Annotated in this window: 25 protein-coding genes; 9 read left to right on the top strand and 16 right to left on the bottom strand. The window is 69.2% G+C overall.

What is annotated here, in order from left to right; translation table 11 throughout:
• Position 1: 1 nt before the first annotated feature.
• From ACIBGM_RS08955 to ACIBGM_RS08945, 3 genes are read right to left on the bottom strand one after another with little or no spacing between them, the layout of a single operon-like run.
• On the bottom strand, positions 2-1,384 hold the full coding sequence (locus ACIBGM_RS08955; protein WP_396384978.1) for a class I SAM-dependent methyltransferase: 1,383 nt from the start codon (positions 1,382-1,384) through the stop codon (positions 2-4).
• Complete coding sequence (locus tag ACIBGM_RS08950; protein WP_396384977.1) at positions 1,344-1,640, bottom strand: hypothetical protein; 297 nt, start codon at positions 1,638-1,640, stop codon at positions 1,344-1,346. The genes ACIBGM_RS08955 and ACIBGM_RS08950 overlap by 41 nt, the downstream gene beginning before the upstream one ends.
• Positions 1,641-1,693: 53 nt before the next feature.
• Positions 1,694-2,920 carry an MFS transporter gene (locus tag ACIBGM_RS08945; protein WP_396384976.1) on the bottom strand — a complete coding sequence of 409 codons (1,227 nt, stop codon included), beginning with the start codon at positions 2,918-2,920 and terminating at the stop codon, positions 1,694-1,696.
• Positions 2,921-3,002: 82 nt separating this feature from the next.
• Here ACIBGM_RS08945 and ACIBGM_RS08940 point away from each other — a divergent pair, with 82 nt between their 5' ends.
• A complete protein-coding gene (locus ACIBGM_RS08940) occupies positions 3,003-3,899 on the top strand; it encodes a LysR family transcriptional regulator (RefSeq protein ID WP_360514037.1) in 897 nt (298 codons plus the stop codon).
• On the opposite strand, the gene ACIBGM_RS08935 is transcribed toward ACIBGM_RS08940, so the two are convergent.
• Together ACIBGM_RS08935 and ACIBGM_RS08930 are read right to left on the bottom strand one after the other, a co-directional pair.
• Entirely contained in the window at positions 3,896-4,732 is an 837-nt protein-coding gene (locus ACIBGM_RS08935) for an SRPBCC family protein (protein ID WP_360514034.1), read from the bottom strand. The genes ACIBGM_RS08940 and ACIBGM_RS08935 overlap by 4 nt on opposite strands.
• A complete protein-coding gene (locus ACIBGM_RS08930) occupies positions 4,725-5,291 on the bottom strand; it encodes a helix-turn-helix domain-containing protein (RefSeq protein ID WP_360514031.1) in 567 nt (188 codons plus the stop codon). The genes ACIBGM_RS08935 and ACIBGM_RS08930 overlap by 8 nt, the downstream gene beginning before the upstream one ends.
• A gap of 195 nt (positions 5,292-5,486) precedes the next feature.
• On the opposite strand from ACIBGM_RS08930, the gene ACIBGM_RS08925 reads away from it, so the two are divergent.
• From ACIBGM_RS08925 to ACIBGM_RS08915, 3 genes are read left to right on the top strand one after another with little or no spacing between them, the layout of a single operon-like run.
• A complete protein-coding gene (locus tag ACIBGM_RS08925; RefSeq protein ID WP_360514028.1) occupies positions 5,487-6,563 on the top strand; it encodes a sn-glycerol-3-phosphate ABC transporter ATP-binding protein UgpC in 1,077 nt (358 codons plus the stop codon).
• Between the two features lie 13 nt (positions 6,564-6,576).
• On the top strand, positions 6,577-7,005 hold the full coding sequence (locus ACIBGM_RS08920; protein ID WP_396384975.1) for a protein-tyrosine phosphatase family protein: 429 nt from the start codon (positions 6,577-6,579) through the stop codon (positions 7,003-7,005).
• Between the two features lie 42 nt (positions 7,006-7,047).
• Positions 7,048-7,443 carry a RidA family protein gene (locus ACIBGM_RS08915; RefSeq protein WP_396384974.1) on the top strand — a complete coding sequence of 132 codons (396 nt, stop codon included), beginning with the start codon at positions 7,048-7,050 and terminating at the stop codon, positions 7,441-7,443.
• On the opposite strand, the gene ACIBGM_RS08910 is transcribed toward ACIBGM_RS08915, so the two are convergent.
• Positions 7,427-8,698 (bottom strand): FAD-binding oxidoreductase, encoded by a 1,272-nt coding sequence (locus ACIBGM_RS08910; RefSeq protein WP_396384973.1) that lies wholly within the window; start codon positions 8,696-8,698, stop codon positions 7,427-7,429. The two genes, ACIBGM_RS08915 and ACIBGM_RS08910, sit on opposite strands and share 17 nt — an antisense overlap.
• Positions 8,699-8,757: 59 nt before the next feature.
• Between ACIBGM_RS08910 and ACIBGM_RS08905 the strand changes: the two genes are divergently transcribed.
• Entirely contained in the window at positions 8,758-9,723 is a 966-nt protein-coding gene (locus ACIBGM_RS08905) for a helix-turn-helix transcriptional regulator (RefSeq protein WP_396384972.1), read from the top strand.
• Here the strand turns inward: ACIBGM_RS08905 and ACIBGM_RS08900 are convergent.
• Positions 9,713-10,114 carry a hypothetical protein gene (locus tag ACIBGM_RS08900; RefSeq protein WP_396384971.1) on the bottom strand — a complete coding sequence of 134 codons (402 nt, stop codon included), beginning with the start codon at positions 10,112-10,114 and terminating at the stop codon, positions 9,713-9,715. The genes ACIBGM_RS08905 and ACIBGM_RS08900 overlap by 11 nt on opposite strands.
• Before the next feature lie 108 nt (positions 10,115-10,222).
• On the opposite strand from ACIBGM_RS08900, the gene ACIBGM_RS08895 reads away from it, so the two are divergent.
• Positions 10,223-10,285 carry a hypothetical protein gene (locus ACIBGM_RS08895; protein WP_360515102.1) on the top strand — a complete coding sequence of 21 codons (63 nt, stop codon included), beginning with the start codon at positions 10,223-10,225 and terminating at the stop codon, positions 10,283-10,285.
• Positions 10,286-10,715: 430 nt separating this feature from the next.
• Complete coding sequence (locus ACIBGM_RS08890; RefSeq protein ID WP_360514009.1) at positions 10,716-11,348, top strand: MerR family transcriptional regulator; 633 nt, start codon at positions 10,716-10,718, stop codon at positions 11,346-11,348.
• On the opposite strand, the gene ACIBGM_RS08885 is transcribed toward ACIBGM_RS08890, so the two are convergent.
• Complete coding sequence (locus ACIBGM_RS08885) at positions 11,349-14,423, bottom strand: replicative DNA helicase (RefSeq protein WP_396385384.1); 3,075 nt, start codon at positions 14,421-14,423, stop codon at positions 11,349-11,351.
• Positions 14,424-14,897: 474 nt separating this feature from the next.
• On the opposite strand from ACIBGM_RS08885, the gene ACIBGM_RS08880 reads away from it, so the two are divergent.
• Together ACIBGM_RS08880 and ACIBGM_RS08875 are read left to right on the top strand one after the other, a co-directional pair.
• Positions 14,898-16,226, top strand: coding sequence for an MATE family efflux transporter (locus tag ACIBGM_RS08880; RefSeq protein WP_396384970.1), 1,329 nt, complete (start codon positions 14,898-14,900; stop codon positions 16,224-16,226).
• 42 nt (positions 16,227-16,268) lie between these two features.
• Positions 16,269-16,874, top strand: a complete 606-nt coding sequence (locus ACIBGM_RS08875) for a hypothetical protein (protein ID WP_396384969.1) — start codon at positions 16,269-16,271, stop codon at positions 16,872-16,874.
• Here the strand turns inward: ACIBGM_RS08875 and ACIBGM_RS08870 are convergent.
• From ACIBGM_RS08870 to ACIBGM_RS08835, 8 genes are read right to left on the bottom strand one after another with little or no spacing between them, the layout of a single operon-like run.
• Positions 16,871-17,209, bottom strand: coding sequence for a YrdB family protein (locus tag ACIBGM_RS08870; RefSeq protein WP_396384968.1), 339 nt, complete (start codon positions 17,207-17,209; stop codon positions 16,871-16,873). The genes ACIBGM_RS08875 and ACIBGM_RS08870 overlap by 4 nt on opposite strands.
• Positions 17,209-17,586, bottom strand: coding sequence for a DUF4913 domain-containing protein (locus tag ACIBGM_RS08865; protein ID WP_360513997.1), 378 nt, complete (start codon positions 17,584-17,586; stop codon positions 17,209-17,211). Before ACIBGM_RS08865 ends, ACIBGM_RS08870 begins: the two co-directional genes overlap by 1 nt.
• On the bottom strand, positions 17,576-19,426 hold the full coding sequence (locus tag ACIBGM_RS08860; protein ID WP_396384967.1) for a type IV secretory system conjugative DNA transfer family protein: 1,851 nt from the start codon (positions 19,424-19,426) through the stop codon (positions 17,576-17,578). Before ACIBGM_RS08860 ends, ACIBGM_RS08865 begins: the two co-directional genes overlap by 11 nt.
• A complete protein-coding gene (locus ACIBGM_RS08855; RefSeq protein WP_396384966.1) occupies positions 19,426-21,072 on the bottom strand; it encodes an ATP/GTP-binding protein in 1,647 nt (548 codons plus the stop codon). The genes ACIBGM_RS08860 and ACIBGM_RS08855 overlap by 1 nt, the downstream gene beginning before the upstream one ends.
• Before the next feature lie 16 nt (positions 21,073-21,088).
• A complete protein-coding gene (locus ACIBGM_RS08850) occupies positions 21,089-22,597 on the bottom strand; it encodes an SCO6880 family protein (protein WP_396384965.1) in 1,509 nt (502 codons plus the stop codon).
• The gene (locus ACIBGM_RS08845) at positions 22,584-24,206 is read right to left on the bottom strand and encodes a type IV secretion system protein (RefSeq protein WP_360513985.1); all 1,623 of its coding nucleotides are present in this window, start codon (positions 24,204-24,206) and stop codon (positions 22,584-22,586) included. Before ACIBGM_RS08845 ends, ACIBGM_RS08850 begins: the two co-directional genes overlap by 14 nt.
• A 1-nt stretch (position 24,207) precedes the next feature.
• The gene (locus tag ACIBGM_RS08840) at positions 24,208-25,110 is read right to left on the bottom strand and encodes a type IV secretion system protein (RefSeq protein WP_360513983.1); all 903 of its coding nucleotides are present in this window, start codon (positions 25,108-25,110) and stop codon (positions 24,208-24,210) included.
• A complete protein-coding gene (locus tag ACIBGM_RS08835; protein WP_396384964.1) occupies positions 25,110-25,967 on the bottom strand; it encodes a hypothetical protein in 858 nt (285 codons plus the stop codon). Before ACIBGM_RS08835 ends, ACIBGM_RS08840 begins: the two co-directional genes overlap by 1 nt.
• Between the last annotated feature and the right edge of the window lie 31 nt (positions 25,968-25,998).

Below are 25,998 nucleotides of genomic sequence, written 5' to 3'. Positions count from 1 at the left end.
CCTAAACAGGCTTCACCGCACGGACCCAGAACCGCGTCTGCGTGAAGGTCACCGGCACGGATTCGTGCAGTCGCAGCAGTGTCTCGGCGTACCGATCGACCCCGAAGTCGTCCGGCACGTCCCACGGCACGAGCTTGAAGTAGTAGGTCAGCGCACCGATGTCCCGGAAGGCCATGGACCCGCGCCACTCGTCACACTCGTCGATCACGAACCCGGCTGCGGTCAGGCTCTGGGTTGCATACGCCAAGGTGAGATCGAGGTACGCCGCCGTGCCACCGAAGATCTCGTGGGCCTCGGCGAAGTCGTCCCCGCCGACCTGCTGGGTCAGGAACACCCCACCCGGCGCCAGCACCCGATACACCTCCGCCGGATCCAGCACCTCATGCCGATTCATCACCAAGTCGAAGCGGCCGTCCTCGAAGGGCATGGTTTCGTCGGTGTCGGCGTCGTACTGCACCACGGGTATTCCGCGAACGGCGAGGCGCTCGGTGGCGACCGGGAGATTGGGTTCCCATCCCTCGGTCGCGACGACATCGGCCGGCAGCGCATCCGCCAAGGCCAGCAGCCGCTCCCCGCCCCCGGTCCCCATGTCGAGCACGTGCCGCGCGCCCCGGAGCGCCGTACGACAAGCGGTCTCGAAGTCCCACGGCGGATCCTCCGCGTCGACACGCCCAGCCAGATGCGAGAAGTCCCAGCCCTCCCGAACCCGCTCCTCCTCCGCACGCCACGCCGCGAGGAGCGCCTCCCGTCCGCCCAGCGCGACGCGGCGGCCGGTGCCGATCTCCTCTGACTCCTCGTCTGTGATGACGGCGAAGGCACCTGCAGGTACTCCCGGCAGCGCGGCGACTGCGACCGCCGTGCTCAGCAAGGCGTCCTCGCCGGCGCCGGTGATGAAGAAGACGTAGGTGTCGCCGTACTCCTCACCCTCGTCATAGATCTCGAAACTGCCGTCACTCGACTCATCGTCAAGAAACTCCTCGACGTCGTCGATCCACCCGAACTCATACCCAGCCTCGCCTGGCAGGATCCCGCCCTCCCCGCTCAACGGCACGTGAATCTCGACGATCACCGCTTCCTCGCCTCCGCTGTGTGCGACCGAGCCATCCCCGCAGTCTCGTTCACGTGGCACCGGATCACCCTCGGCCAGCACCCAGTGTCGTGGCAGCTGAGCATTCGGCTGTCCCTGCAGTTCACGGAGACGTCGGCGGCGCACGGTGCCCACGCTGAGCGGTGCCGGACGCACGTCGTACGGCACCGCCGGGGTTTCGCCCACGGCCTCCAGCGACTCCGCCATGCGGGTGATGCCGTCGAGGACGGCCGGCAGGGCGAACAGTCTGCGTTCGTCAGGCTCCAACGGCTCGAGCCGATCGAAGTCGACGTGCAAGCCGCACCACGTGCCGCTTGCGACCGCGCCGTACTCGCTCGTCGGAGTCGGGACTCAACGTGTGCTCCGCCTTCAGCACGAGGAGTTGCACCTCCAGCACCGGAGCCTCGCTGATACCCCGCCACCAGGCCAGCCACGCCTCGTCCTCGCCGAGGAGGTCGACAACTCGGTCGACCTCCTGCTTGAACCCGTTCTCGGCGCCGCTGTTCAGCGCGATGACGCCACCCATCAGCCAGTACTCCGGCACACCTCCCACGCCAGGACTGTAGCGGCCGCCATCGCCCAGTTCACGGGTCTTCCGTAGCGGGTCTACTTGGTTGCGGCGAGCATGCGGAGGACGGCGGTGTTTACCAGGATCAGGATGACGGCGGAGAACAGCAGCAGCGCGACCTGAGCCGGGAGGAAGGCGATGCCGGCGCCGATCCCGAGCACCGGGACGGCCAGACCGGCGTACGCGATCAGGAAGAGCGCGGCCAGCACCTCACCTCGGGAGCTTGGGTCGGCCAGCGAAGCCGCCGTCGCGACGGCGCCCCGGAAGACGACGCCTGCCCCGGCGCCAGAGACGACGCCGCCGAGGGTGAACAACCAGAGGCTGGGAACAAGGCCACCCACGGCGACGCCGGCCAGGCCGAGCGACATGAACACCAGCCCGAGCCGCAACTGGTTCCGCCGGCTCATCCGGACGAAGACGACCTGACTCACCGCCCCGGCGAGGAACACGACGAACGTGACCACTCCGGCCAGCAGCCGGGACGTGTGGTGCAGCGTGCCGGCCAGGAAGGTCGGCGCCAGCGACGTGAACAGTCCGAAGATCGCGAACGCCGCGAAGGCGCCGATGGCCGTGGCGAAGAACAACGGCTTCGCCGCCGACGGAAGCGCCACGCGCTGCGGCCGGTACGCCGGGCGTTCCTCCAGCCGCTCGACCGTCTCGGGCACCAGCGCGATCCCGATGGCGCTCAGCACCAGCAACACCAGGAAGACCTCGTACGGGCGCTCCAGCGGTGCGGACATGTAGGTCGCCAGCAGACCACCCACCAACGGGCCGAAGGCCAGGCCGCCCAGGTTGACCATGCTGGAGATCAGCGCGGAGCGGCTCGGGTCCTCCTCGGGGCGGGCTATCTGGCGAAGCTCGGAGAGGTGGGCGGTCGCCGTCGCGGTGAGCACTCCGACGCCGACGCCGCAGATGAAGCGTGCGAGCAGCAATCCCGGTACGTCCTGCCAGACGAGGAATACGAGGGCCGAGAGTGCCTGCGCGAGTACGGCGAGCAGCGCGACCCGGCGTCGGCCGAGCCAGTCGCTGACGTGGCCGGCCAGGTAGAGCGACGCCATCACGCCGACCGCGTAGCTGGCGAAGATGACGGTGATGACGTACGTCGGGAAGCCGTCGCGTTGCTGGTAGATGGCATACAGCGGGGTCGGCACGGTGGAGAACGCCATCACGGTCAGGAACGCCGCGGCGATCACCCAGAACCCCGGACCGTGCGCGAACCGTACACGCCTCGACTCCAGCGCGTGGGAACTGGTCAGAGCGGACATGTCACCAGGTTCGCTCGCAGGATCTATCGAGTCCAACGAAAGTTCTTGCACGGTCTTATCGGTGCTAGCGATAATTGAGTCTGTGGACAGCCGCCAGCTCGAGTACTTCGTCGCGGTCGCGGAGGAACTGAGCTTCACCCGCGCGGCGCGGCGCCTGTTCACGGTCCAGTCCACGGTGTCGGCCGCCGTACGGGCGCTGGAGGCCGATCTCAAGACGACGTTGTTCGACCGGTCGACCCGGCGCGTGACGCTGTCCACGGCCGGCCAGGCTTTGTTGCCGGAGGCAAAGGCTGCGCTGGAGGCGCTGGACCGGGCCCGGGCCGCGGTCGAGGAGGTGTCGACCGGCCTGCGCGGCAACATCCGGATCGGGACAATGACCCGGATCGGGCTGGTCGACCTGGCCGAGCTGCTCGGTGCGTTCAACCGGAAGTACCCGCTGGTCGACGTCCAGGTGACCACGTCGCCGAGCGGATCGAGCGGACTCGCGGACGACGTCCGGCACGGTCGGCTCGACCTCGCCCTGGTCGGTTTGGCCAAGCCGGACCTGGTCGGGCTGGAGGTGCGGGAGATCGGCGCGGTGCCGTTCGTCGTGCTGCTGCCGTCGTCGCACCCGCTGGCCGGCCGGTCCGAGATCAGGCTCGGCGAGCTGGCCGGGGAACGGTTCGTGGACATGCTGGGCGGGTTCGGTAACCGGCGGACGGTGGACCGGGTCTTCGACAACGCCGGCATCCAGCGCCGGGTCCAGGTCGAGGTTCCCGACGTGACCGCGGTCCCGGACTACGTGCGCGCCGGGCTCGGCGTCGCCGTCGTACCGAACTTGGAGGGAGCGGAACTGCCGGGCGTGACCCGGCTGCCGATCGCCGGGGCGGACCTGCGCTGGACGCTGTCGGCGATCACGATGGGCGGAAGGAGACCGAGCAGAGCGGTGACCGCCCTGCTCGATCTGATGTCGGACTCCATCCGGCCCGGGTACTTCTAGGCGACCCAGATGGGCTGCCAGTTCGCCTGCTCGTTGTAGCGGCGGAGCTCGGCGACGCCGCTGAGCCAGCCGAGCCATGCGGAGTACGGCGCGTTGTCGGTGTCGAACCCGCTCATCACGAAGGTGAGCCGGGTCTTGCCCTCGGACTCGGCCAGCTCCCAGGTGCTGACGCCGGCCGGGCCCCAGTCGACCGACATCTTGCTGCCCTCGACCAGGTCGACGACCTTCGCGGGCGGCATCCCGGAGTCGAAGCCGCCCATCGCGTACCGGCCGCCGACCTCCGGCTCGATGCCGATCGGGTAGCCGAACCACGCGGACACCTTCTCGGAGTCGACCAGCGAGTCGTAGACCTGCGCGACCGGGGCGTCGATCAGCACCTCACCGCTGAAGTCGGTCGAGGTGAAGTCCTGCCGGGGCGTCAGCTCACGGCCCTCGAGGTGGTCGACCAGGTTGGCGAGCGCGAGCGCCCAGAAGGTCTGCAGCACGCCGCGAATGTTGCCGCCGGCCACCAGGTCGGTGTAGTCGAACCCGGTCTGGGACAGCTTGATCAGGGTGGCGTCGGGGCCCTCGTCGACCAGCGTGATCTCGGTGGTGGTCTCCTCGCCGCCGAGGGTCCACGCCAGCTTCAGCGTCCGGCCGTCGTACTCGAGGACGCGCTGGTGCGGCGCGTCGCCCTCGGGGATGTAGCGGCCCCAGAACTCGAAGGTCCCGGGCAGGTCGACGTTCGCGTGCTCGCCGAGCCAGAGGTTGAGGGTCTTGGGGTCGGTCAGCGCCTGCTGGACGGCGTCGATGCCGGTCTTGGCGCGGGCGGTGAGAACGAGCGGTTCAGTCATGGTCTTGGTCTCCCTTGGGGTAGCAGGCCACGGCCAGCTTGAAGGCGTCGCCCTCGGAGCCGCCGTAGCGCGAGAACAGGTCTTTCAACGTGCTTTGCAGGTCTTCGAAGAACTCCCGCCGCCGGTCCGGTGGGACCCGGATCTCACCGGACACCCCGATGGACGGCAGCTCCGGAGCTGCCCGGTCCAGCGCGGCGATGTCGGTCTGGACCTCTTCCATCAGGTCCAGTAGGTAGCCGAGGCTCAGCTCGTCCTGGGCCCTGCGCAGCCCGCCGATCCGGCCGACGAGCCGCGGTGACAGCCAGTACGAGCGGGCCGTCGCCTGGTAGATGCCCTCGTGGATGCCGCGCACCTTGCGCTCCTCCACCAGGGTCACCAGGCCGGCCTCGACGAGGCGCTTGACGTGGTAGTAGACGCGCTGCGGAGTCTGCCCGAGCTGCTCCGCCACCTCGCCGCAGGTGTGCGGCTCGGCCAGCCGCCGCAGCACCTCGATGCGCTGCGGCTTGAACAGCGCCTCGGCCTGCTCGAGCTGCTCCAGGTGCATCACGTCTCTGATCACACAAAGAACTTTGTACGTAAAAATCTCTTTTGTCAATGCTTGCCCGAGATCCATTGGCCGGGAATGGATCTGCCGGCTCAATCGTTGGAACAGATGCTTTGGTGATACATCACCGAAGCAAGACACCCACACGCCTGGGGGCCTTTGCTACGGACCGTCCGGCACGTTCCTGCCGGCGAAGGAAGGAAGCGCAACATGGCAACTGTCTCGTTCAAGGGAGCCAGCCGGGTCTACCCGGGCACCGACCTCCCCGCTGTGGACAAGCTCGACCTGGACATCCAGGACGGCGAGTTCATGGTGCTGGTCGGACCGTCGGGGTCGGGCAAGTCGACCGCGCTGCGGATGCTGGCCGGCCTCGAGGAGGTCAACGAGGGTTCCATCTACATCGGCGACCGCGAGGTGACCAACAGCCCGCCGAAGGACCGCGACATCGCGATGGTGTTCCAGAACTACGCGCTCTACCCGCATATGACGGTCGGCGACAACATGGGCTTCGCGCTCAAGATGCAGGGCATCCACAAGGAGGAGCGGGCGAAGCGGGTTCTCGAAGCCGCCAAGCTGCTCGGCCTCGAGGAGTACCTCGACCGCAAGCCGAAGGCCCTGTCCGGTGGTCAGCGTCAGCGGGTCGCGATGGGCCGCGCGATCGTCCGCAACCCGCAGGTCTTCCTGATGGACGAGCCGCTGTCGAACCTCGACGCCAAGCTCCGGGTCCAGACCCGCACCCAGATCGCCGAGCTCCAGCACCGGCTGGGCGTCACCACCGTCTACGTCACCCACGACCAGGTCGAGGCCATGACGATGGGCGACCGGGTCGCCGTACTGAAGGACGGCGTCCTGCAGCAGGTCGACACCCCGCTGAACCTCTACGACCGGCCGAAGAACAAGTTCGTGGCCGGTTTCATCGGCTCGCCCGCGATGAACCTGATCGAGGCCGAGATCGTCGACGGCGGCGCCAAGATCGGCGACTTCGTGGTCCCGATCGAGCGCAAGCTGCTCGCGAAGGCCGGGGACGACAAGACGCTGACGCTCGGCATCCGGCCGGAGGCGTTCAGCCTCGCCGACCAGGGCCTGCCGGTGAAGGTCGCGGTGATCGAGGAGCTCGGCTCGGACGCCTTCCTCTACGGCACCGCCGAGCACACCACGAACCAGCAGATCATCGCCCGGATCGGCACCCGCCTGCACAACGACAAGGGCACGATCGTGCACCTCGCCCCGAACCCGGACAAGCTGCACCTCTTCTCCACCTCGACCGAGGAGCGGCTCAGCGCCTGAATAGGCTGACCAGGTGACGACCTGGGACGAGAAGGCAACCGGTGTGATGGTCCTGCCGTCGGGCCTGACGGTGCGCGGACGCGGTCTGCGCAACGGCCTGCCGGCAGGACCATTGCCGTCGTACGGCGTCTATCTCCTGGGCAAGCGGCCTCCGGAAGTCTCGTGGGACTCGCACTGGTTGCGCTGGCCCGACTTCCGGCTGCCCGCCGACCGCGCCGAAGCCCGCCGGGTCTTCGCCGACGCCCTGGAGCGAGCCGGCTCCGAGCGGGTCGAGTTCGCCTGCGGCGGCGGCCGCGGCCGAACCGGTACGGCGCTCGCCTGCCTCGCCGTCCTGGACGGGATCCCCGCTGAGCAAGCCGTCGAGTTCGTCCGGCGGAACTACGACCGGCACGCCGTCGAGACCCCCTGGCAGAAGCGCTACGTACGGCGCTTCACCGGCTAAATCCCGTTGACCGCGGGCCGGGTGTCGCGTTTGCTCGGCTGGGTGACGATCGAGCGCGCCAACCCGGACAAGCTGCACCCGACCCCCGGCTACCACCACATCACGAAGGTCCAGGCCGACACCCTCATCTACCTCGCCGGCCAGTGCCCGCTGGATCCCTCCGGCGACCTCGCCGAGGGCGGGCTCGAGGGCCAGACCGACCAGGTCATCCGCAACATCCTCGTCGCGCTCGAGTCCGCCGGCGCCACCCCGGACGACGTCGTACGCACGGTCATCTACGTCGCCAGCCCGGTCCGCGACGACCTCGCGGCGGTGTGGACGCAGCTCAACGCCTCACCGCTCGCGCTCGCCTTCACCTCGGCCAGCACGCTGCTCGGCGTCGCCCAGCTCGGCTTCCCCGGCCAGCTCGTCGAGATCGACGTCACCGCGGCGCGGTGAGCTGATGGTTCGCGGCCAGGCGCTGATCGGGGTCGTACCGGTCTTTGAGCTCGAGGAGCCGGTCGATGTCGCGCGGGTCGAAGGCCTGGCGAACCTCGTCGGGAGTCAGCGGACCGAAGCTGAAGTTGAGCGATCGGCCGATCGTCGCGGCGGTCCACGGCTCGAGGATCTCCCGGTGCAGGCCGGCCATGTCGCCCTGGCCTGGTGAGAGCACGGTCAGCGAGTACGACGCCGCGCGGTGACCGACCGCGTTCGGGACGGCCGGCGGCCGGCCGAGTGCGCCGCCGAGGTGCCGGATGGCAGCGACAACGGTGGTGTGCTTGGGAAGGATCGCGAGCGCGTCCGGGTCGAGGTCGCTGAGCAGGACGTTGCGCGAGCTGTAGCTGTCCGGGCGTTCGGGTTCGGCGAAGATCTTGCCGGACTCGACGTAGGGCAGCTCGCCGACCGTGTCGAGCACGGTGTCGTGTCGCAGCGGTTCGATCTGCTCAGGCCCTCGATCGCCGAGGATCGCGACCTGGATCTGCGCGATGTGCTTGCCGCGCAGCGGAGCCGGCACCGGCGGGATGTCCGGGAACGGCACCAACGCAACGGCTGACGTCACCTCGTCGGGCACCGTGCGGGTCCACTCGCGCCAGGTCTCCAGGATGGCCGGGTTCTCCGCGAGGTCGACGGACAGGCTGCCGCCGTACAGGGTCGGCACGTCGAAGAGCTCGATCTCGATGCCGGTGACCACGCCGAAGTTGCCGCCACCGCCGCGCAGCGCCCAGAACAGCTCGGGGTCGTCTTCCGCGTTCCGTCGTACGCCGTCCGCGGTGACCACCTCGATCCGCCGTACGTGATCGGCCGCGAAGCCGTGGCGGCGGGCCATCAGGCCGACGCCGCCGCCGAGCGTGTACGAGATCGCGCCGACGCCGGGGAAGCTGCCCGACAGCGGGGCGAGTCCGTAAGGCGCGGCCGCGTCGATCACCTGCCGCCACGTCGCGCCGGCCTCGACCCAGGCGGTCTTCGCCGCGGGATCGACTTGCACACCGTTGAAGTCGCGGGTGGCGATGAGTACGCCGTTGCTGCCGCGCGTCAGTCCGTGACCGGAGGCCTGGACGGAGATGCGGTGGCCGTGGTCAGCGGCGTACTTGACGGCTTCCTGGACCTCCGCCGCGCTGGTGACCGGGAAGATCGCGTCCGGCTCGTGCGGGTCGAAGCGCTGGAAACCGAGTCGCGCCTCGTCGTATTCGTTCGATTCCTTTGTCAACATCATGGTGCCCACGCTAGGAGCGCTTGCGGACAGATCTTGTCCGCAAGGGCATGCTGGGTGATATGAACATGCCTGGCCGACTGCTGCAGTTGCTGTCCTTGCTGCAGAGCCGCCGCGAATGGTCCGGCCGCGAACTGGCCGAGCGCCTCGGCGTGACCGAGCGGACCGTGCGCCGCGACGTCGAGCGGCTGCGGTCCCTCGACTACCCGGTGCGGGGGACGACGGGGACGGCGGGCGGCTACCGGCTGACCTCGGGGCGGAACATGCCACCCCTGATCCTGGACGCCGAGGAAGTGATCGCGGTGGCGGCCGGGCTCGCGACCGTGACCGGGATCGACGGGATCGAGGACAGCGCGATGAGTGCGCTGGCCAAACTCGAACAGGTGCTGCCGGCCCGGCTGCGCCCGCAGGTCGCAGCGCTCGGCGAGTCGTCGGTCGCGCCGCACCTCGGCCTGCCCCGGATCGACGCACAGTTGCTGGCGTCGCTGGCCTCGTGCTGCCGGGACTCGGAGATCGTTGCCTTTGACTACGAATCCCGATCGGGTGCGACCAGCTGGCGTCGCGTGGAACCGCATCAGTTGGTGGCGGTGCACGGGCAGTGGTACCTGCTCGCGTACGACCCGGATCGATCGGACTGGCGGACGTTCCGAGTCGATCGGATCAGCACGGTGCGGCCCGGTCGGCACCACTTCACGCCACGGGATCTGCCGGCGGACGACGCCGCGTCGTACCTGGTGCAGTCGTTCGCGACGGCGTCGTACCGGCACTCGGCGGCCCTGCGGGTGCGGCTGCCGGCCGACGAGTTCAAGCGGAACTTCTACGGATGGTGGCTGCCCGGCACCGTCGAGGACGACGGGTCCGACTCGTGCGTCGTGCGGTTGACGGCTGAGTCACCACAACTCCTGATCCAGTACGTCGCGGCGGTGGTTGCCCTCGGCGCCGACTTCACCGTGGTCGAGGCACCCCTGGAGACCGCGGAGGCGATCGCCCAGGTGGGCGAGCGACTCCAGCGATCGTTCAGGCGGTGATGAGGCCGATCCCCAGCGTCAGGACGCCGACGGCGAGGGACGCGGCGCCGAGCCAGAGGACCCAGAGGAACTGATTCGGCTGCATGCGGCCCTTGCCCGCCGACGAGGCGAAGAAGCCGCCCGACATCAGGATCGCGGCGACCGGGATCGCCAGCCGCGCCACCCAGAGCAGGACCCCGGTCAGCCCGGTCTGGTCGACGTACAGCAGGCAGACCAGGCTGAGGATCACCAGCACGCCGGCGTGGGCGTGACCGGCCCGGGCGAACGACTTCTGGAAGTCCGTCATCGGCACCTGGCCGCGGACGATCTTGGTCATGAAGTAGCCACCGAACTGGATGGTCACGATGGTGAGCAGGATCGCTCCGGCGATGATCCGCGAAGCTTCCGTCATGAGTGCACTTTCTCTTTCTTGGTTTGGTTGAGGAGTTGGCGCGCCGGGGCGCTGCTCGACTTCGAGGCGACCCACAGCGCCACCGCGATGTAGAGGACCTGTTCCGGGATGCGCTGCCACAGCGGGGTCGCGGGCTCACCGGCGAACGCGACGTCCGCGGTCGCGGCGTAGATGTTTGCCGGGAGCAACGTCACGTACAGCGTCGCCAGCCCGACCGCGGCCGGCCAACGGGTCGCGGTCAGCACCAGCCCGGCCGCACCGGCGAGCTCCAGGACGCCGGTCAGGTAGACCAGACCGTCCGCGAACGGCAGGAACGGCGGCACCATCCGGGCGAGGTCGGCGTGGTTCGGCATCACCGTCACGCTCGCCGGCACGAAGTGCGCGCTGGCGGTGAAGAGCAGCATCACGGCCATCCCGTGCGCCGCACTGACCGGCCAGCTCGCGAATCGCCGTACTCCGAACGCACCCAGCGCCCGGAACAGCAGCGTGGTCAGTACCAGGACGAGGGGGATCATCCGGTCACCTCCTGACTATGGATAGTCGCGCTATCCGTTTATGGATACTGCTACTATCCATCACAACCGCGAGGAAGGCAAGCGAGATGCGAATCGGGGAACTCAGCCGGGCCGCCGGCGTGCCGGTGCCGACGATCAAGTACTACCTGCGTGAGGGACTGCTGCCGCAGGGTGAGCTGAGCAGCCCGAACCAGGCGTCGTACGACGAGGCGCACCTGCGCCGACTGCGGTTGATCCGGGCGCTGGTCGAGTTGGCTCAGGTCCCGGTGGCACAGGTGAAGGAGATCCTCGTGGCGCTCGACTCCGACGCCGTACCGCTGCACGAACAGATCGGCCGGGCACATCGGGCCCTCACCCCCACCCGCAAGCCGGCCGCCACGGACGAGGCCCGCACCGCCGCGGCCGCCCAGGTCACCGACCTGATCGCCCGGCGCGGCTGGTCCGTCGAGTCCACGGCCCCCGCCCTGGCCACCTTGATCGAAACCGTGGCCGCCCTGCGCACCCTCGGCCAGGACAACCTGGTCAGCTTCCTCGACGCCTACGCCGAAGCCGTCGAAGGCTTCACCGAACTGGAGATCGCCGCCGTCTCCACCAACCCCACCCGCGACCAACTGGCCGAGTCAGTAGTCATCGGCACCATCCTCGGCGAAACCCTGATCTCCTCCCTCCGCCTCCTAGCCCAAGAATCCATCTCAGCCAAGCGGTGGCAGCAGCCCTGATCAGCCGTCGTGGGCCATGTCGACGAAGCGGGAGTAGTGGCCCTGGAAGGCGACGACTACGTCGGCGGTCGGCCCGTTACGGTGCTTGGCGACGATGAAGTCTGCTTCGCCTGGGCGGGTGGACTCGCGTTCGTAGGCGTCCTCGCGGTGCAGGAGGATCACGACGTCGGCGTCCTGCTCCAGGCTGTTGTGGGTGGCAATGCCTTCGGCGACGAAGTTGTGGGTGCCTAGGACGGTGGCGTCGTACACCGGCTGATCGCCGAGGGACTCGATCGAGGTGATGGTGTCCCAGAAGATGTCGTTCGTGGCGAGAACGTCGAGGTCGGCGTGGTCGAGGATGTCGGCGACCTTGGCGAGACGCTGGCGGCTCGGGGCATGTTTCCACATCGTCGAGCCGGAGAACTGCGTTCCCATGGCCGCCGCGAACTCGCGGTGGCTGACCTTCCGGTCGGCGAGCACCTCGCGGACGCGCGTCCAGACCTCCTTGGGGACCGTGTCGAGGTTGGTGTTGCTCTTGATGTCCCGCAGAGCTGCAGCGACCTCAAGGACCTTGAGTCCGCGCAGGCCGTGGACACCGATCTCGTCGCAGAAGCGCAACTGGTTCTCGGCGCCGTAGATGCGCAGGTGGTAGCTATCGCGGTAGCCGGCCTTCTTGACTGTCTTGATCCGGCTGAAGATGTTGTGGCGGAGCAGAAGGCGGGCGAGGTCGTCGACCAGGCGGCGGCTGGTGGAGGCGTAGTAGATGCGGGCCTGGCCGGCCTTCGCGTCCCAGCGGACGGAGCCGTCGGTTGCCCACAGGTGGTGGATGAAGCGGCCGAGCTGGTCCTTCGGCAGGGTGAAAACGCCGGCCGGGACGAACTTCTCGTGACTGCGCAGGCCGAAGAGGCCGAGGCCGTCGAGCCAGGCGGCGATCGGGTTCCGCCTGCCGCGGGCGAGCCGGTACGGCGCCGGGAGTCGCAAGCTGATCACCCGGGCAGCGGCGTAGTCGTCGCGGATCCCGGTGATCCCGAAGCGCCGGTGGGCGGCCTCGGCGACGGCTGTCAGGTTGGCCTCGTCGATACTCGCGTAGCGGATCGGCTGACGCTTGACGAATGAGCCGTCACCGAGCAGGTGGGCGAGGAGCGTGACTTCATCCTCGTCCCAGGGTGCGACGTCCAGTGGCGCCGGCACGTGTCGAAGCGACCCCAGCCGGGCCCCAGGGCTCAGCTCACCGAGTGGCTTCCATCCGTCGTACGTGAGGAAGGGGTGGTTTGCGGTCGCCTTGATCTCCCGGCCGGACGCGAGCTTCAGCCGGAGGACCTCCTTCACGCCGCTGGGGAAGGCGTGCGTCAGCGTCCGGGGCACCAGTTTGAGGCGATCGTCCAGCGACCAGACCGGGACGTCGCGTGCGTCCGTGGCCAGTAGCTCGCCGAGGGAGATCTCGGCGCCGGTGTCCGCGCGCAGCAGCCGGGTGTCCGCAGTCAGGCAGCCCGATTCGCGGAGGTCGGAGGCCATGGGGCGTTTGTCGGAGCGTTGTTCGGAGCCTCGGTTGAGCTGGCAGATGGCTACTACGGGGAGCTCCAGCTCTTTGGCGAGGAGTTTGATGGAGCGGGAGAACTCGGAGACTTCGAGCTGGCGGGACTCGACCTTCTTGCCGGACGTCATCAGCTGGAGGTAGTCGATGACGATCAGGCGGAGGTCGTGGCGCTGCTTGAGGCGGCGGGCCTTGGCGCGGATCTCCATCATGGTGAGGTTCGGCGAGTCGTCGATGAACAGCGGGGCCTCGGAGACCTCGCCCATCTTGCGGGCCAGCCGGGCCCAGTCCTCGTCGGTCATCTTGCCGTTGCGCATGTGGTGCAGCGGCACCTTCGCCTCGGCCGAGAGCAGTCGCATGGTGATCTCGTTGCGGCTCATCTCCAGCGAGAAGATGCACGAGGTCAGGCCGTGCTTGATCGAGGCCGAACGGGCGAAGTCCAGCCCGAGGGTGGAGTTGTGGGTCGGGATCATCGTCTTGCCGGCCAGGTACAGGTGGTCGGCGTTGTCCACCTCGACGCAGCGCACCGGGACGCTGTCGACCGGGTCGATCCACTCGATCCGGCGCTCACCTTCGCCGGCCAGCGCGGCCGGGAAGCCGTGCCCGGTGATCTGACGCGGCGCCGACCCGGGAATCGGCGGTGTCAGCCCGGGACTCGCGGACATCGCCGTGTGCAGGTCGGCGGTCGTGCAGACCACCGGGCGGCCGCCGTCCTCGACGCGCCACTGGTGCTCGGCGTCGGCGACGATCGTGGAGCCGTCGGAGAAGGACAGCCGGAAGCACGGCCGGTCCAGCATCACCTCGGTCGCCGCGACCACGGTGGTCGGCGACCCGTCGGCGTCGAGCAGCTGGTCCCCGACGGCGATCTCGGCCATCGTGGTCCAGCCGGTCGGCGTCGGCAGCGGGGTGTCGAGGGCGAGCGCCTTCCCCATCGCGGGCCGGGCCGCGACGATGATCATCTGCCCGGGGTGCAGGCCGTTGGTCAGCTCGTCGAGATCGGTGAACCCGGTCGGCACCCCGACCATCGCGTCACCGCGGGAGTCGATCGCCTCGATCTCGTCGAGGGCGCCCTCCATGATGTCCTTCAGCGGCGCGTAGTCCTCGGCGGTGCGCTTCTCGGTGACCGAGTAGATCTCGGCCTGGGCCTCGTCGACGACGTCGTCGACCTCACCCTCACCGGCATACCCGAGCTGGACGATCTTGGTGCCGGCCTCGACCAGCCGGCGCAGGATCGCCTTCTCCCGGACGATGTGCGCGTAGTAGCCGGCGTTCGCCGCCAGCGGGACCGAGGCGACCAGGGTGTGCACGTACGGCGCGCCGCCGATCCGGGCCATCTCGCCCCGGCGGTTCAGCTCGGCCGCGACCGTGATCGCGTCGGCGGGCTCACCCCGCGCATACAGGTCGGTGACGGCGTCGAAGACGACCTCGTGCGCCGGGCGGTAGAAGTCCGTGCTGCGCAACGTCTCGATGACGTCGGCGATCGCGTCCTTGCTCAGCATCATCGCGCCGAGCACGCACTGCTCGGCCGCCAGGTCCTGCGGCGGCGTGCGGTCGAAGCCCATCTCCGGGTTGCGCTCTTCCTGGCCGCCGCCCGGTCCCCCGCGGAACTCCGCCACGCTCACTTCGCCCGACCTCCTCGTCCGCCACCCGACCGGCTGACCCGCACCACGAACAACCGGCTCGAATCGAACACCTGATCGAATCATAAGCCGGGCCGCCGACAATTCCCGTCACCCGGACGGCGTCAGTCACGCGACCGTACGCCGGTCAGGTCACAGGGTGGTAGTTCGTCGTCCACACCCCCTGTGGACGAGTTGTGGGAAACCCCGGGAGCAGGTGTGCACAGGTTGGGCACAATCCTGTGGATATCTGGGGACAACGCTCCGCAACCGGGCCCTGACCTGCGGTTTCACCAATGCACAACTGTGGAGAAGAAAAACTTCCGCACCTTCTTCCGGACTCCCGGGTCCGGTGGCCTGTGCACAGCCCGAGTCAGGCACAATGAGCGTCATGCTCATGACAGGCCACCCGGAACGGTGAGGTCCGGGCTGCGACGCCTGCTCGGTGAGCAGGACCGGGAGATCCTGCGGCTTGCCGTCCCGGCGTTCTTCGCGCTGGTCTCGGAGCCGCTGATGCTCCTGGCCGACTCGGCCATCGTCGGCCACCTCGGTACGCCGCAACTCGCAGCACTCGGGATCGCCGGGACAATCCTGCAGACGCTGGTCGGCGTCTGCGTCTTCCTTGCCTACGGCACGACGTCGGCCGTCGCCCGGCGGATCGGCGCCGGCGACCACCGCGGTGCGCTGGCCCAGGGCATCGACGGACTGTGGCTGGCGTTGCTGCTGGGCGTCGTACTGGCCGTGGCTGGGCTGGTCTTCGCGCCAGCCGCCATTGCTGCCTTCGACCCGTCGCCGGACGTCGCGGACCATGCAGTCGTCTACCTGCGCATCTCCTGCTTCGGCATCCCGTCGATGCTGCTGTTGCTCGCGGCCACCGGCGTACTGCGGGGCCTGCAGGACACCAAGACCCCCATGATCGTCGCGATCAGCGCGAACCTGCTCAACATCGGCCTGAACTTCCTGCTCGTCTACGGCCTCGACCTGGACATTGCCGGCTCCGCACTCGGTACGGCGCTCGCCCAGACAGCCGCCGGAGTCGCGCTGGTCGTGGTCGTCGTCAAGGGCGCCAGACGGGACGGCGCCAAGCTGCGACCGGACCGCCCCGGCATCCTCGCGTCGGCCCAGATGGGCGTGCCGCTGATCGTCCGCACCTTGACGTTGCGGGTGGCCATCATCCTGCTCACGTTCGTCGCCACCGCGCTAGGTACGACGTCCGTCGCCGCACACCAAGTCGCCTTCACACTGTGGTCGTTCCTGGCTCTCGCGCTCGACGCGATCGCCATCGCCGCACAGGCGTTGACCGGCCGCGCGCTGGGCGCCGGTGACGTCGCCGGGACGCGCGCGATCACGCGCCGGATGATGTGGTGGGGCCTGTTCTCCGGAGTGCTCGGCGGACTGGCCCTGTGGGGGCTACGGGACGTCTACGTTCCGTGGTTCACCGCCGATCCAGAGGTGCGGAGTACGTTGGCCGCCGTACTGGTCGTCGCGGCGCTCTGGCAACCGGTGAACGGTGTGGTGTTCGTGCTGGACGGCGTACTGATCGGTGCAGGCGACGGGCCGTACCTGGCGGTGGCAGGTGTGATCGCGCTCGTGCTGTACGTGCCGCTGGCGCTGAGTGTGCTGTGGTTCGACGGTGGTGTCGTCGCCTTGTGGTGGGCGTTCGGCGGCTTCATGCTGCTTCGTCTGCTCACTCTGGTCACCCGGGAGCGTAGCGACGCCTGGCTGGTGACTGGGGCTATCCGCTGACCCTTCCGGTGCGGCATGGTGTGGCGGGAGGAAAGGAGCGGCATGGCCGACACGGACGACGCCCGCGACGAGGAGCTCGAGGAACTTCGCGAGGAGGAGGAGCTCGAGGAGGATCTCCGCGACGACGAGGAAACGTTCGAGCTCGCCGCGAAGGACCAGCAGGAGCTGCACCGGGTCCGCCGGGAAGCCGAGGAGGACGCCCGGCTGGAGACCCACCAGGCGCTAAGGCTCGCGTACGCCGACGAGGCCAAGGCCGACCGGCTCCGCACCGACGCCGTCGGCAAGTACCAGCAGGGCCTCAGCGACCGGGCCCACGGCCGCCACCTGCTCGACGAGGCCGCGGCCCGGCCCGACGAGCCCGGAGCGGACGCCACCGCAGCCGCCGGTCGCCGGTACGAGCGAGCCGCCGGCCGCGAGGAGCGGGAGGCGAGGTACGACCGGGCTCGCGCGGACGAGTACGACGCTGACGCGCGCGATCGCCGGAACGACGCCGCCCAGCAACCCGGGCAACCACCGGCCGAGGAAGCCGCCCGCAGACCGTCCGAGCCGCCGGTCGCTAGCAAGTTCGAACGCCGCAAGCCGAAGCACGACAAGCGCAAGGACCGCCGCCCAGGAGAGCTCCGCAACATCGGCCTGGGCGACGACTAGTCCGGTGTGAGCCCCTGGACGTGGATGACCACCAGGTTCGCCGCGACCACCACGACGAAGGCCACCGCCCACACCGGATGGCCGAGGCTCCACAGCGCAGCACCGGCCAGACCGAAGACGACGACCTTCACAATGGCCCGTACGACGGGTGTCGTGCGCGTCGCCGTGGGTGCGGCGAAGAGTCCCCACACGACTGCGGTCACCGCGGGTAGACCGATCGCGAGCAGCAGCCGGACGACCGTCGTACCGGAAGCTGTCCAGCCCCACCAGGCGAAGATGCCAAGGGCAACCAGCTCGACCAGGAAGGCAAGCAGCAGGTTGCCCCAGCGCCACACTAGATGCCGCGCAGGTTGGGTTGGCGTTGGTCGAAGAACAGGCCGGCCGGCGGCTCCTCCACCGGGAGCGGCGGGATCGGGTAGTCGGTGTGCGCGCCCCGGCAGGCCGCGAACGGACCGTCCGGGTCCAGCAGCGCCATCATGTGCGGGTCCGCGTGGTCGCGCCACCAGACCGACATCCCGGTGGCCGGGTCGAGGCGCAGGTGTTCCCAGGCCCGCCAGATCGAGTCCAGCCGGCTCAGCGCCTCGGCGTGCCGGTACCACTCCGGGCACCAGACGTACTGCTGCCCGATCCGCCGCGCGTAGAGGTAGATCAGCCGGTCCTCGACGAAGGCCGCGACATGCGGGTAGAAGAGTTCCTGCGCTTCACCATCCACGACGCTGCTCCTCACTCTGCTGCTCCCAGACCGGGACGCCCGTCGGCAGCGGGGGCGGTCCGGACTGCTGCGGGCCGGCCGTCACCCACGGGTTCGCCCCGCCCTGCGACGATCCGCCGGTCGCGGCACCCGGATCGTACTTCGCCAGCGACGCCTTCACCGCGCCGGCGTCCGGCCGGGTGAACCACGGCACGGTCTTCACCATGGTCGCCGGGATGCCGGACGGGAAGACGATGGCCCGGCCGGGCGGCATCGAGGCCAGGTCGGACACCTCGAGGATGTTGTGCCGCTGGGTCTGCCGGCTGGTGCCGCGCTCACCCTTGTTGTACGAGACCGAGCTGGAAATGATGTCGTAGTCGCCGATCAGCTTGCTCAGCTTCTCGAGGAAGTTCGCGTCCGACGCGCCACCGCCGTACACCCGGACGTTCGCCGCGGACCAGAGTTTCTCCATCCCCTCCGGACCCCAGCACTCCACGCCCTGCGGCCAGGACTGCAGGATCGTCATCAGCACGATGCCGCGGGAGCCGAAGTGGCTGTAGAGGTCGGGCAGGTTCTTCCACCGGCACACGTTCGCCGCCTCGTCCAGGACGCCGACCAGCGGGTTCGGCATCCGGCCCATCGGGTTGCCCTTGGCGTACTCCTCGGCCGCCTCGACGACCGCAACGGTCAACGCGGTGACCAGCGGTCCCGCCGTACCGGCGCCTTCCTTGGACAGGCTGTACAGCGTGCCGCCCTGGCGGACGAACTCGTGCGGGTTGAACTGCGGGCGGGTGTCGTTCGAGCCTTGCGGGATGACCCATCGGGTCACCTTGCGGTTGATCAGGAACTGGGCGCTCTGCTGCGCCGTGCCATAGACACCGGCACGCTGCTTGTCCGGCGCGTTGATGACGCCGGCGAGTGCGTCGGCGGACAGGTGCAGCCCGGGGGTGTTGCGCAGGATCCGCTCCGGCTCGTCGTTGCGCTGGTCCGCGAGCCAGCTGTAGACCTGCGTGATCGGGCGCTTCGCGACCGCGGCCGCGAGCAGCAGGCCGGCCAGCAGGTCGGTGCCGGCGGCGTCGAAGAACGCGTCGGTCTGGGCGTTCCGGTCCTTGCGCTGCGAGGCGACGAAGTGCTCGGCGAGCTCGCGGGCCTTGGTCTCGTCGGTGATGTAGGTGAGCGGGTTCCACCACCAGTTCGGCGGCTCCTCGCAGACCTCCTGGGGGTCGAACACCCAGACCGGGCCCTTCTCCAGCCGCGGTCCCCGGGTGGCGTCGACGATGTCGCGCTTGTTCGAGGTGGCGATCACCGCGCCGGGCGCGTCCAGGATCGCCGGTACGGCGCGGGACGTCGTCTTACCGGTTCGGGGCCCCCAGATGTCGACGTGCATGTCCTCCCAGGACCCGAACACCTCAAGGTTGTCCCGGACGGTGCGGCCGATCAGGACGCCCGGGCCGGCATGCCCGGCGCCGAGCCGGTTGGCGATCCCCTGCGCACCCTCCCGGGTGATCTTGAAGATCTCCGACCGCTTCGACATCAGGAACGCCTGCTTGTCGACCCGGCCGACGCTGACCTGCCGGCGCCGGAGCAGGAACCAGACGGTGCCGGCGATCAGGCCGAGCGCGACGAGCTCGAGGATGAGCACCCCGGTGGCCGCGCCGGACCAGCGGATCCGGCCGTTGATCAGGTCGGCCAGCGCGCCGATCGGGCCCGGCACCGCGCGGGTGTCGTTGATCGCGGCCGCGGCCTTGAGCGCGCCCCAGATGCCGCCGACGACCAGGACGAACAGTCCGATGCCGATGAAGACCAGGACCGACTCGACCGACAGCCCGCCGGGACCGGTGCTCTTCCTGCCTTGCGCCATTACTCGTCAACTCCCGTTCGGGCGACCAGCCGGGTGGCCGGGTCGGGTGGCGGCGCGACCAGCCGGGTGGTCGGGTCGGGTGGCGGCAACATCGTCGGGTCGTCGAGGTTGTACTGCTCGACGACCTCCTCCGAGCCGTCGTCGGCCACCTCGACCTTCATCGGGTTGCCGTCGGCACCTGTCTTCCACAGCTTGTTGGTGTCGTTGATCTCGCGCTCGACCGAGGTGAGGCCGACGTGCACCGGGATGCCCGGGCGGCCACCGACCTTGACCAGGAAGTTGCCCCGGCCGGGCGGCGCCGCCTCCTGGCCGGTGGCCGGGTCCCACGCCGGCGGGTCCTGCCAGCCGATGAGCATGTTCTGCTCCTCCTCGGACATCGGCACGACCTCGGTCAGGTTCTCCATCTCGGCCCGCGGCAGACCGCCGCAGATGACCATGCCGGACCGCTCGACGAAGCCCTTCGCCTTCATCCGGTCCTCGGGGTGCTCGAGCGCGAGCAGGTCGGACATGGTGTGCGAGATCATCGCCATCCCGACACCGCGCTGCCGGTTCAGCCGGGTCAGCGCGTCGACCCGGTCGACCAGGCCGCGCCCGGCCCGCAGCACCCGCCACAGCTCGTCGAGGATGACGAAGTAGTGCCGCCGCGGCTCCAGGCCGGCGTCCGCGAGCGCCTGCGACACCGCGACCGCACCGAACCCGTACGACCAGCAGGCCAGCAGTACGGCGGCCTGCAGGCTGGTCTCGGAGTCGTCGATGTTCGACACGTCGAAGACGACCGGGCGGTCCATCTGCATCGGGTTGTCGGTCTGCTCGGAGAAGATCTCGCCGAGCCGGCCACCACCGACCAGACCGATCAGCGAGGCCTCGAGTCCTTCGGTGATCTGCCGGTACCGGTCCAGGCTGCCGCGGTCCAGCGCCACGTTGCGGACCTGGTCCGGAGCGTCCTGGATGACCTTCAGGAGGTCGCGCAGCAGCGGCGTACCTTGGTGTCGCTCGTCGAGGACCTTGAGGGCCTCGTCGATGATGGTCTCCTCGCGGTCCGTCGGCGGGGCCGAGCGCATGATCGAGATCAGCGCCGACACCATCGTCTGGCGGCGGCCGTGCGCGTCCGCCTGGATCGCCTCCCGGGCCTTGCCGGTGAGCCGGAGCGCGGCCTGCCGGGACTCGCCCGGGTCGAGCACGTTCAGGTGCCCGCGGCCGCGGCCGAGCTGGATGACCTGGCCGCCGAGGGCCTCGATCAGGTCCTTGTAGTCGGGCTTCAGGTCACCGAGCACCAGCGGCTGGATGCCGTACCCGGCCAGGCCGAGCGCCATCCGCCGGGTGATCGTCGACTTGCCCAGACCGGGTTTGCCGAGCACGAACATGGACGGGTTCGAGATCAGCTTCGCCCGCATGAACCAGCTGATCGGGTCGCAGCACATGGTCGCGCCGGACAGGATGTTCCGGCCGATCGGCACGCCGACCATCGGGCTGCCGGTGCCGGCCGAGAACGGCCACAGTCCGCAGACCTGGACCGTCGTACCGCGCCACTCGGCCGGGGCCTGGACGTACGTCGAGTAGCCGCCGCCCATCCCGGGCCAGCCCCGCGGCATCGGCCGCTTGCCGCGCCGTTTGGGGTCGGCCGGCTGCTTCTCGGTCTTGCTCACGATGACTCCCCAGCGGTCAGAGCGATTCCCGGATGCCGGCCGGGATGGACAGGTGGCTGTGCAGTACGACGCCGAGCGGCAGCGCGGCCACGAACGCGGAGTCCTGCGAGCCGTACGCCGGCCGGAGCAGGATGCGCGCAGTCGCGCCCAGGTTGTCGATGGCCGCGATCATGTCCGGGATCTGCTCGGCCGTCATCACCGTGCCGGTGACGACCATGCCGAAGTTCACCAGACCGGCACCCCGGGCCTCCTCCTGCGCGGTGCGGTCCGCCGCCCGCGCCTCGGCCATCGTCCGGGCCGTCGGACGGTTCGACGTGGTCGCACGGAAGGACGCGTTGCGCTTGTCGGCCTCCACCATCCGGGCCGCGGTGGCCGCGTCCAGCGGACGGTAGAGCAGGGTGACGCGCTTGCGGTCGATGTCGGAGTGCGGTGCGACCAGCTGGGACAGCACCGAGGAGAACACCTCACCACGCGGCGCCTGGGTCATCTGCCAGGTCACCGACCACGCGGAGTCGTGCCGGTACTTGTCCCAGAACGCCTGTGCACCGGCCGGACCGACATCGGTCCACTGCAGCTCCGGCGCCATCCCCTGACCGCGGGCCTCGTCGATCAGTACGGCGGCGGCCGGGTCGTAGGCGATCCGCACGGTCTCGCACAGCTCCTGCGCGGTGACCGGCCGGGCAGCACCCGCCCCGGTCGCGTTGAGGCTCTGGGTGAGCGCGGGCAGCCGGGACGCGAGCTCGCGACCCATGTCGTCTTCCTTGCGGCGCTTGCCGCTCCGGTCGGTGCCCTTGAAGGTCAGCGCGACACGGGCCGAGATGAGCGCGGAGCCTTCCGGGTAGGACTGCACGACCTCGGTCAGCATCGCCCGGGCGATGGCCGGCGTGCCGTCCAGCATGTTGTTGCTGACCTCGCGACGCAGCCGGATGCCGGTGTCGGGCGCGCTCTCGACGGTCACCGAGGCAGCGACGATGCCCGGCTCGTGGCCGAGCGAGGCCAGCCACTGGCCCCAGTGGGCGACCCACACGTCCACCTGCTCCTCGTCGACCAGCGAGGCGCCGTCGGGCTCCGCGTTGATGACGACGGTGAAGTGCCGGGTGCTCGGGTAGTACAGGAGCGCGAAGGGCCGGCCGTACGAGTCCTGGTACTCGCTCAGCTGGGACGCGGCGACCAGGCCGGGGAGCTGGAACTTGCCCCACGCGGTCCGGCCGAGTGGACCCGAACGGTAGATGTTGTGCTTCGCCATGGTCGCTCGTTGCCATCCAATACGCGTCGAGAGCCGTTGCAGGGTGGACAGCCCGTGCTTGTCCTTGGTCATCAGCATCAGCAGGCAGATGCCGACGATCACCATCGTCACGATCGCGGCCTCGGGTCCGCCGGACATCATGGCGAACACCGTCATCAGCAGGCCGCCCATCATCAGGGCGGTGCCGAGCGTGCCCAGGCCGGCGATACCCGCCGAGACGGGCTGCCTCCAGTTGCCGTAGGTGCGCGGGGCGCTTCGTACGTTGTCAGCCGCTGCCACGTGGTCCGTCCGAGTCTCGTTGAGCGTCGCGGCGGGCCTGGTCGTCCCGCCAACGGGTGTCTTGCTGCTGCTGTGCGCGGTCGCGATCGCGCTCGCGGCTCAGGTCACGTTGTGAGCCGCCGCTGCCCGACGGGCCACCGCCACCACCGCCGCCTCCTCCGCCGCCACCGCCACCGCCTGTGGAGTCGTCGTCCAGGACCTCGGATGCGACCGTCTCGGACGCTTCCTTGGCCTTCTGGAACGCGACCACCGCAGCAGCTACCGGAGCGGCCACGGCACCACCGGCCGCCGCAGCGCCACCACCTGCAGCCGCAGCACCACCGCCCGCAGCAGCACCGCCACCACCCGCGGCAGCAGCGCCTCCGCCACCACCGGCTGCAGCAGCACCGCCACCACCGCCGCCACCTGCGGCGGCGCCTCCACCGCCACCGCCGCCGGCACCACCAGTGGCTCCACCTCCGCCGCCGCCCCCGCCGGAACCGCTCTGGGCCTGGCTGGGCCGGCCGACGTTGCGGGCACCGCTCGGGCCTTGGCCACTGCCGCCACTGCCGTCGGCGCCGCCTTGGTCGGCGCCCTGCGACGCCTTGTCGGCGAGCTTGTCCATGCCGAGCATCTTCGCGCCGATCATGCCGGCGCCCGCCGAGCCCGCGGTCGCCGCGACCATCGGCACCAGGAAGCGCATCAGCGCGGGCAGCGCGAACAGGGCAAGGATCAGCAGCGTGAGGCCGGTGACCATGTTCATCACCTGGGTGCCACCGGGTTCGGCGGAGTCCTCGAAGTTCAGGCCCTGGCCGTTGTTCGAGGTGAGTCTGATCGCGGTCGCATAGATGATCGCGGCAACGAATTTGTAGAGGATGAACGCGAGGATCCAGCCCAGGATCTTCTTGAACCAGGTCCGGCCCATCTCGGTGTTGGTCGCCGCGGCCGCGATCGGCAGCACGCCGAGCAGCAGGATCAGCATCGCGCTGCGGACGATCATCAGCACGATCTGGATCACCCCGGCGATGATCGCCAGGATGCCGATCGTGATCGCCAGCCCGATGCCGAGCGGCCCGGCCGCCGGCGACAGGCCGATCATGGCGCCCATCACCTCGCCGAAGCTCTCGCCGCCGCCGGTGTTGCCCATGCCGCAGCGCCAGCCTTCGCCGGAGTCGCTGAGCGACGTGGTGACGATGCAGTCGGCGAACTTGTCGACCACCTCGATCAGCGCCTGCGCGATGCCGATCGTCAGCGCGGACGCGAGGGCCAGGGTGATCAGCGACCGGAGGATCTCCCGGGCCGCCTCACCACGGTGGCTCCACGCCATCTGGATGGCGCCGACGATCAGGCCGATCGCGGCGACGAACAGCGCGATGTACTGCGTGTGCTCCCAGATCCAGCCGACCGTGTCGTTGGCCGGCGCGCCGTTGGCCCCGCCGACGGCAGGGGTGTCGACGTACACCCAGAAGGTGCCGATGGTGCCCATCAGCACCGTGACGGCTTCGGCGACGATGTCGAGAATGGGCTGGAACACGAAGTTGATCACCGCTTCCGCAACTGGTTTGAGCACAACCTCGACAGCAGCCTTCAGGCACTCGTACCAGCCGTCACCACACCCGAGCGGGATCATGTCAGGACGTCCTCGGTGAGACGAACCGCAGGATGGCGGGGAGCGCGACGCAGGCGAGGATCATCAGCGTCACGCCCATCACGAGCTTGAGTGTCTGCGAGGTGCCGTCGGGGGCGCCGTCGGGCGCCGCCGGACTCCCCATCAGCTTGATCGCGGTGGCGTAGATCAGCGCCGCCACCGGTTTGTAGATGATGAAGCCCGCGAGCCAGGCCAGCGCCCGCTTGAACCACATCATGCCCATCTCGGTGTTCGTGGCCGCGGCGGTCAGCGGGAGCACGCCGACCAGCAGGACGAGCATCCCGTACCGGACCACCATCAGGGCGAGCTGGATGATCGCGGTGATCACCATCAGGATGCCGACGAAGATGATCAGCGCCATCGCGAACGACTCGCCGGGATCCTTGAGCGGATCCAGCATCACCGAGGCGATCTTGTTCGCGAAGCCGGAGTCGTCCGCGCCGACCGCCTCGTGAATGATCCACTGCGAGAACTGGTCGGCGGCCTGAATCAGGGTGGCCGCGAAGGCCGCGCCGGCGGCCGAGACGACCACCATCGTGATCAGCGACCGCAGGATGTCGCGCAACGGCTCACCGCGCTGCGAAATCGCCATCTGGATCGCCGCGACGATCACCGCGATGCTGGCCGCGACGGCCAGGATGTAGTTGGTGTGGACCTGGATGAAGCCGGCCGCGCCGGTGTTGCCGACGTCCGGGGTGTCGATCCAGACCCAGAGGAAGCCGACCGCCTCGAGCACCACCTCGACGGCCGCCACCACGACGTCCTTGATGACCTCGAGGATGATCCTGAAGAACGGTCCCATGACCGCCTCCATGACGTCGCCGAGCTTCTCCTCGACGCAGTCGTCCCAGTCCCAGGGCGCCCAGGAACAGCCGAGGACGATCATCACGCCCCCCGGAACCGGACGTAGCCGTCCAGGGACTGCAGCACGTCGGGCGCGGTCTCGCCGTTGAAGCTGCCGTCCTCCTGCAGCACCGCCCGCCAGTCGCTGCGGTACCACTGCATCGTCACCGGCAGCGAGGCGATCTTCGTCTCGTCGATCTGTACGGCGATCTGGAGCACCGCCCGGTCCGGCAGGTAGTCGAACACCTTGAACCCGATGAACTGCGCGACCTTGCCCTCGTTGCGCGGCGTCGTACTCACCCGGGCCTCGGTGATCGCCCGGTTCCGGCCCGGACCGGGCACCACCCGGGTGGCCAGCACCTCGTCGGTCAGGTCCGGGTTCCGGATCTGGCCGAGCACGTTCATCGCCGCGAGCACAGCGCCGGTCGGCGAGTGGGCGAAGCAGGAGCGCACACCGGTCCGGTCCATGACGGCCGGACCTCCCTCTTGCTGGAGCGGAATCAGCATGTCGGCCTCGAACTGCCAGGTGACCGCCGACGGCGCCATCCGCGGGATCCTCTGGTCAGGTTTCTTGAGCTTGCAGCCACCGACACCGGGCGTGGGCGGCCCGGACGGTGTCACGGTGGAGGTGGGTCGGCCCGTGGGCGTGGCGGGCGGCACGGACGGTTCCTCGGTGGGCTGTTCGGTCGGCTCGACCACACTCGGCGACGTCGACGGCTGCGAGGCCGGCGTACCCGGGTCGCGGGCGAACAGCCACACGATCAGGCAGACGACCACCGCGCCGACGATGATCGCCGAGGCGATGAAGCCGTTGTCCTGCCAGAAGCTGCTGCCGGACGCGTCGCCGTCGCCATCGCCTCCCGCGGAACCGGAGCCGGAGTCCCTGCTGAACAGTCCCACAGCCGATCAGGCTCCGGCGACGGAGAGCGCG

Source organism: Kribbella sp. NPDC050470, from assembly GCF_044458365.1.
Lineage (GTDB): Bacteria > Actinomycetota > Actinomycetes > Propionibacteriales > Kribbellaceae > Kribbella.
This window is presented reverse-complemented; position numbering and strand designations above follow the sequence as displayed.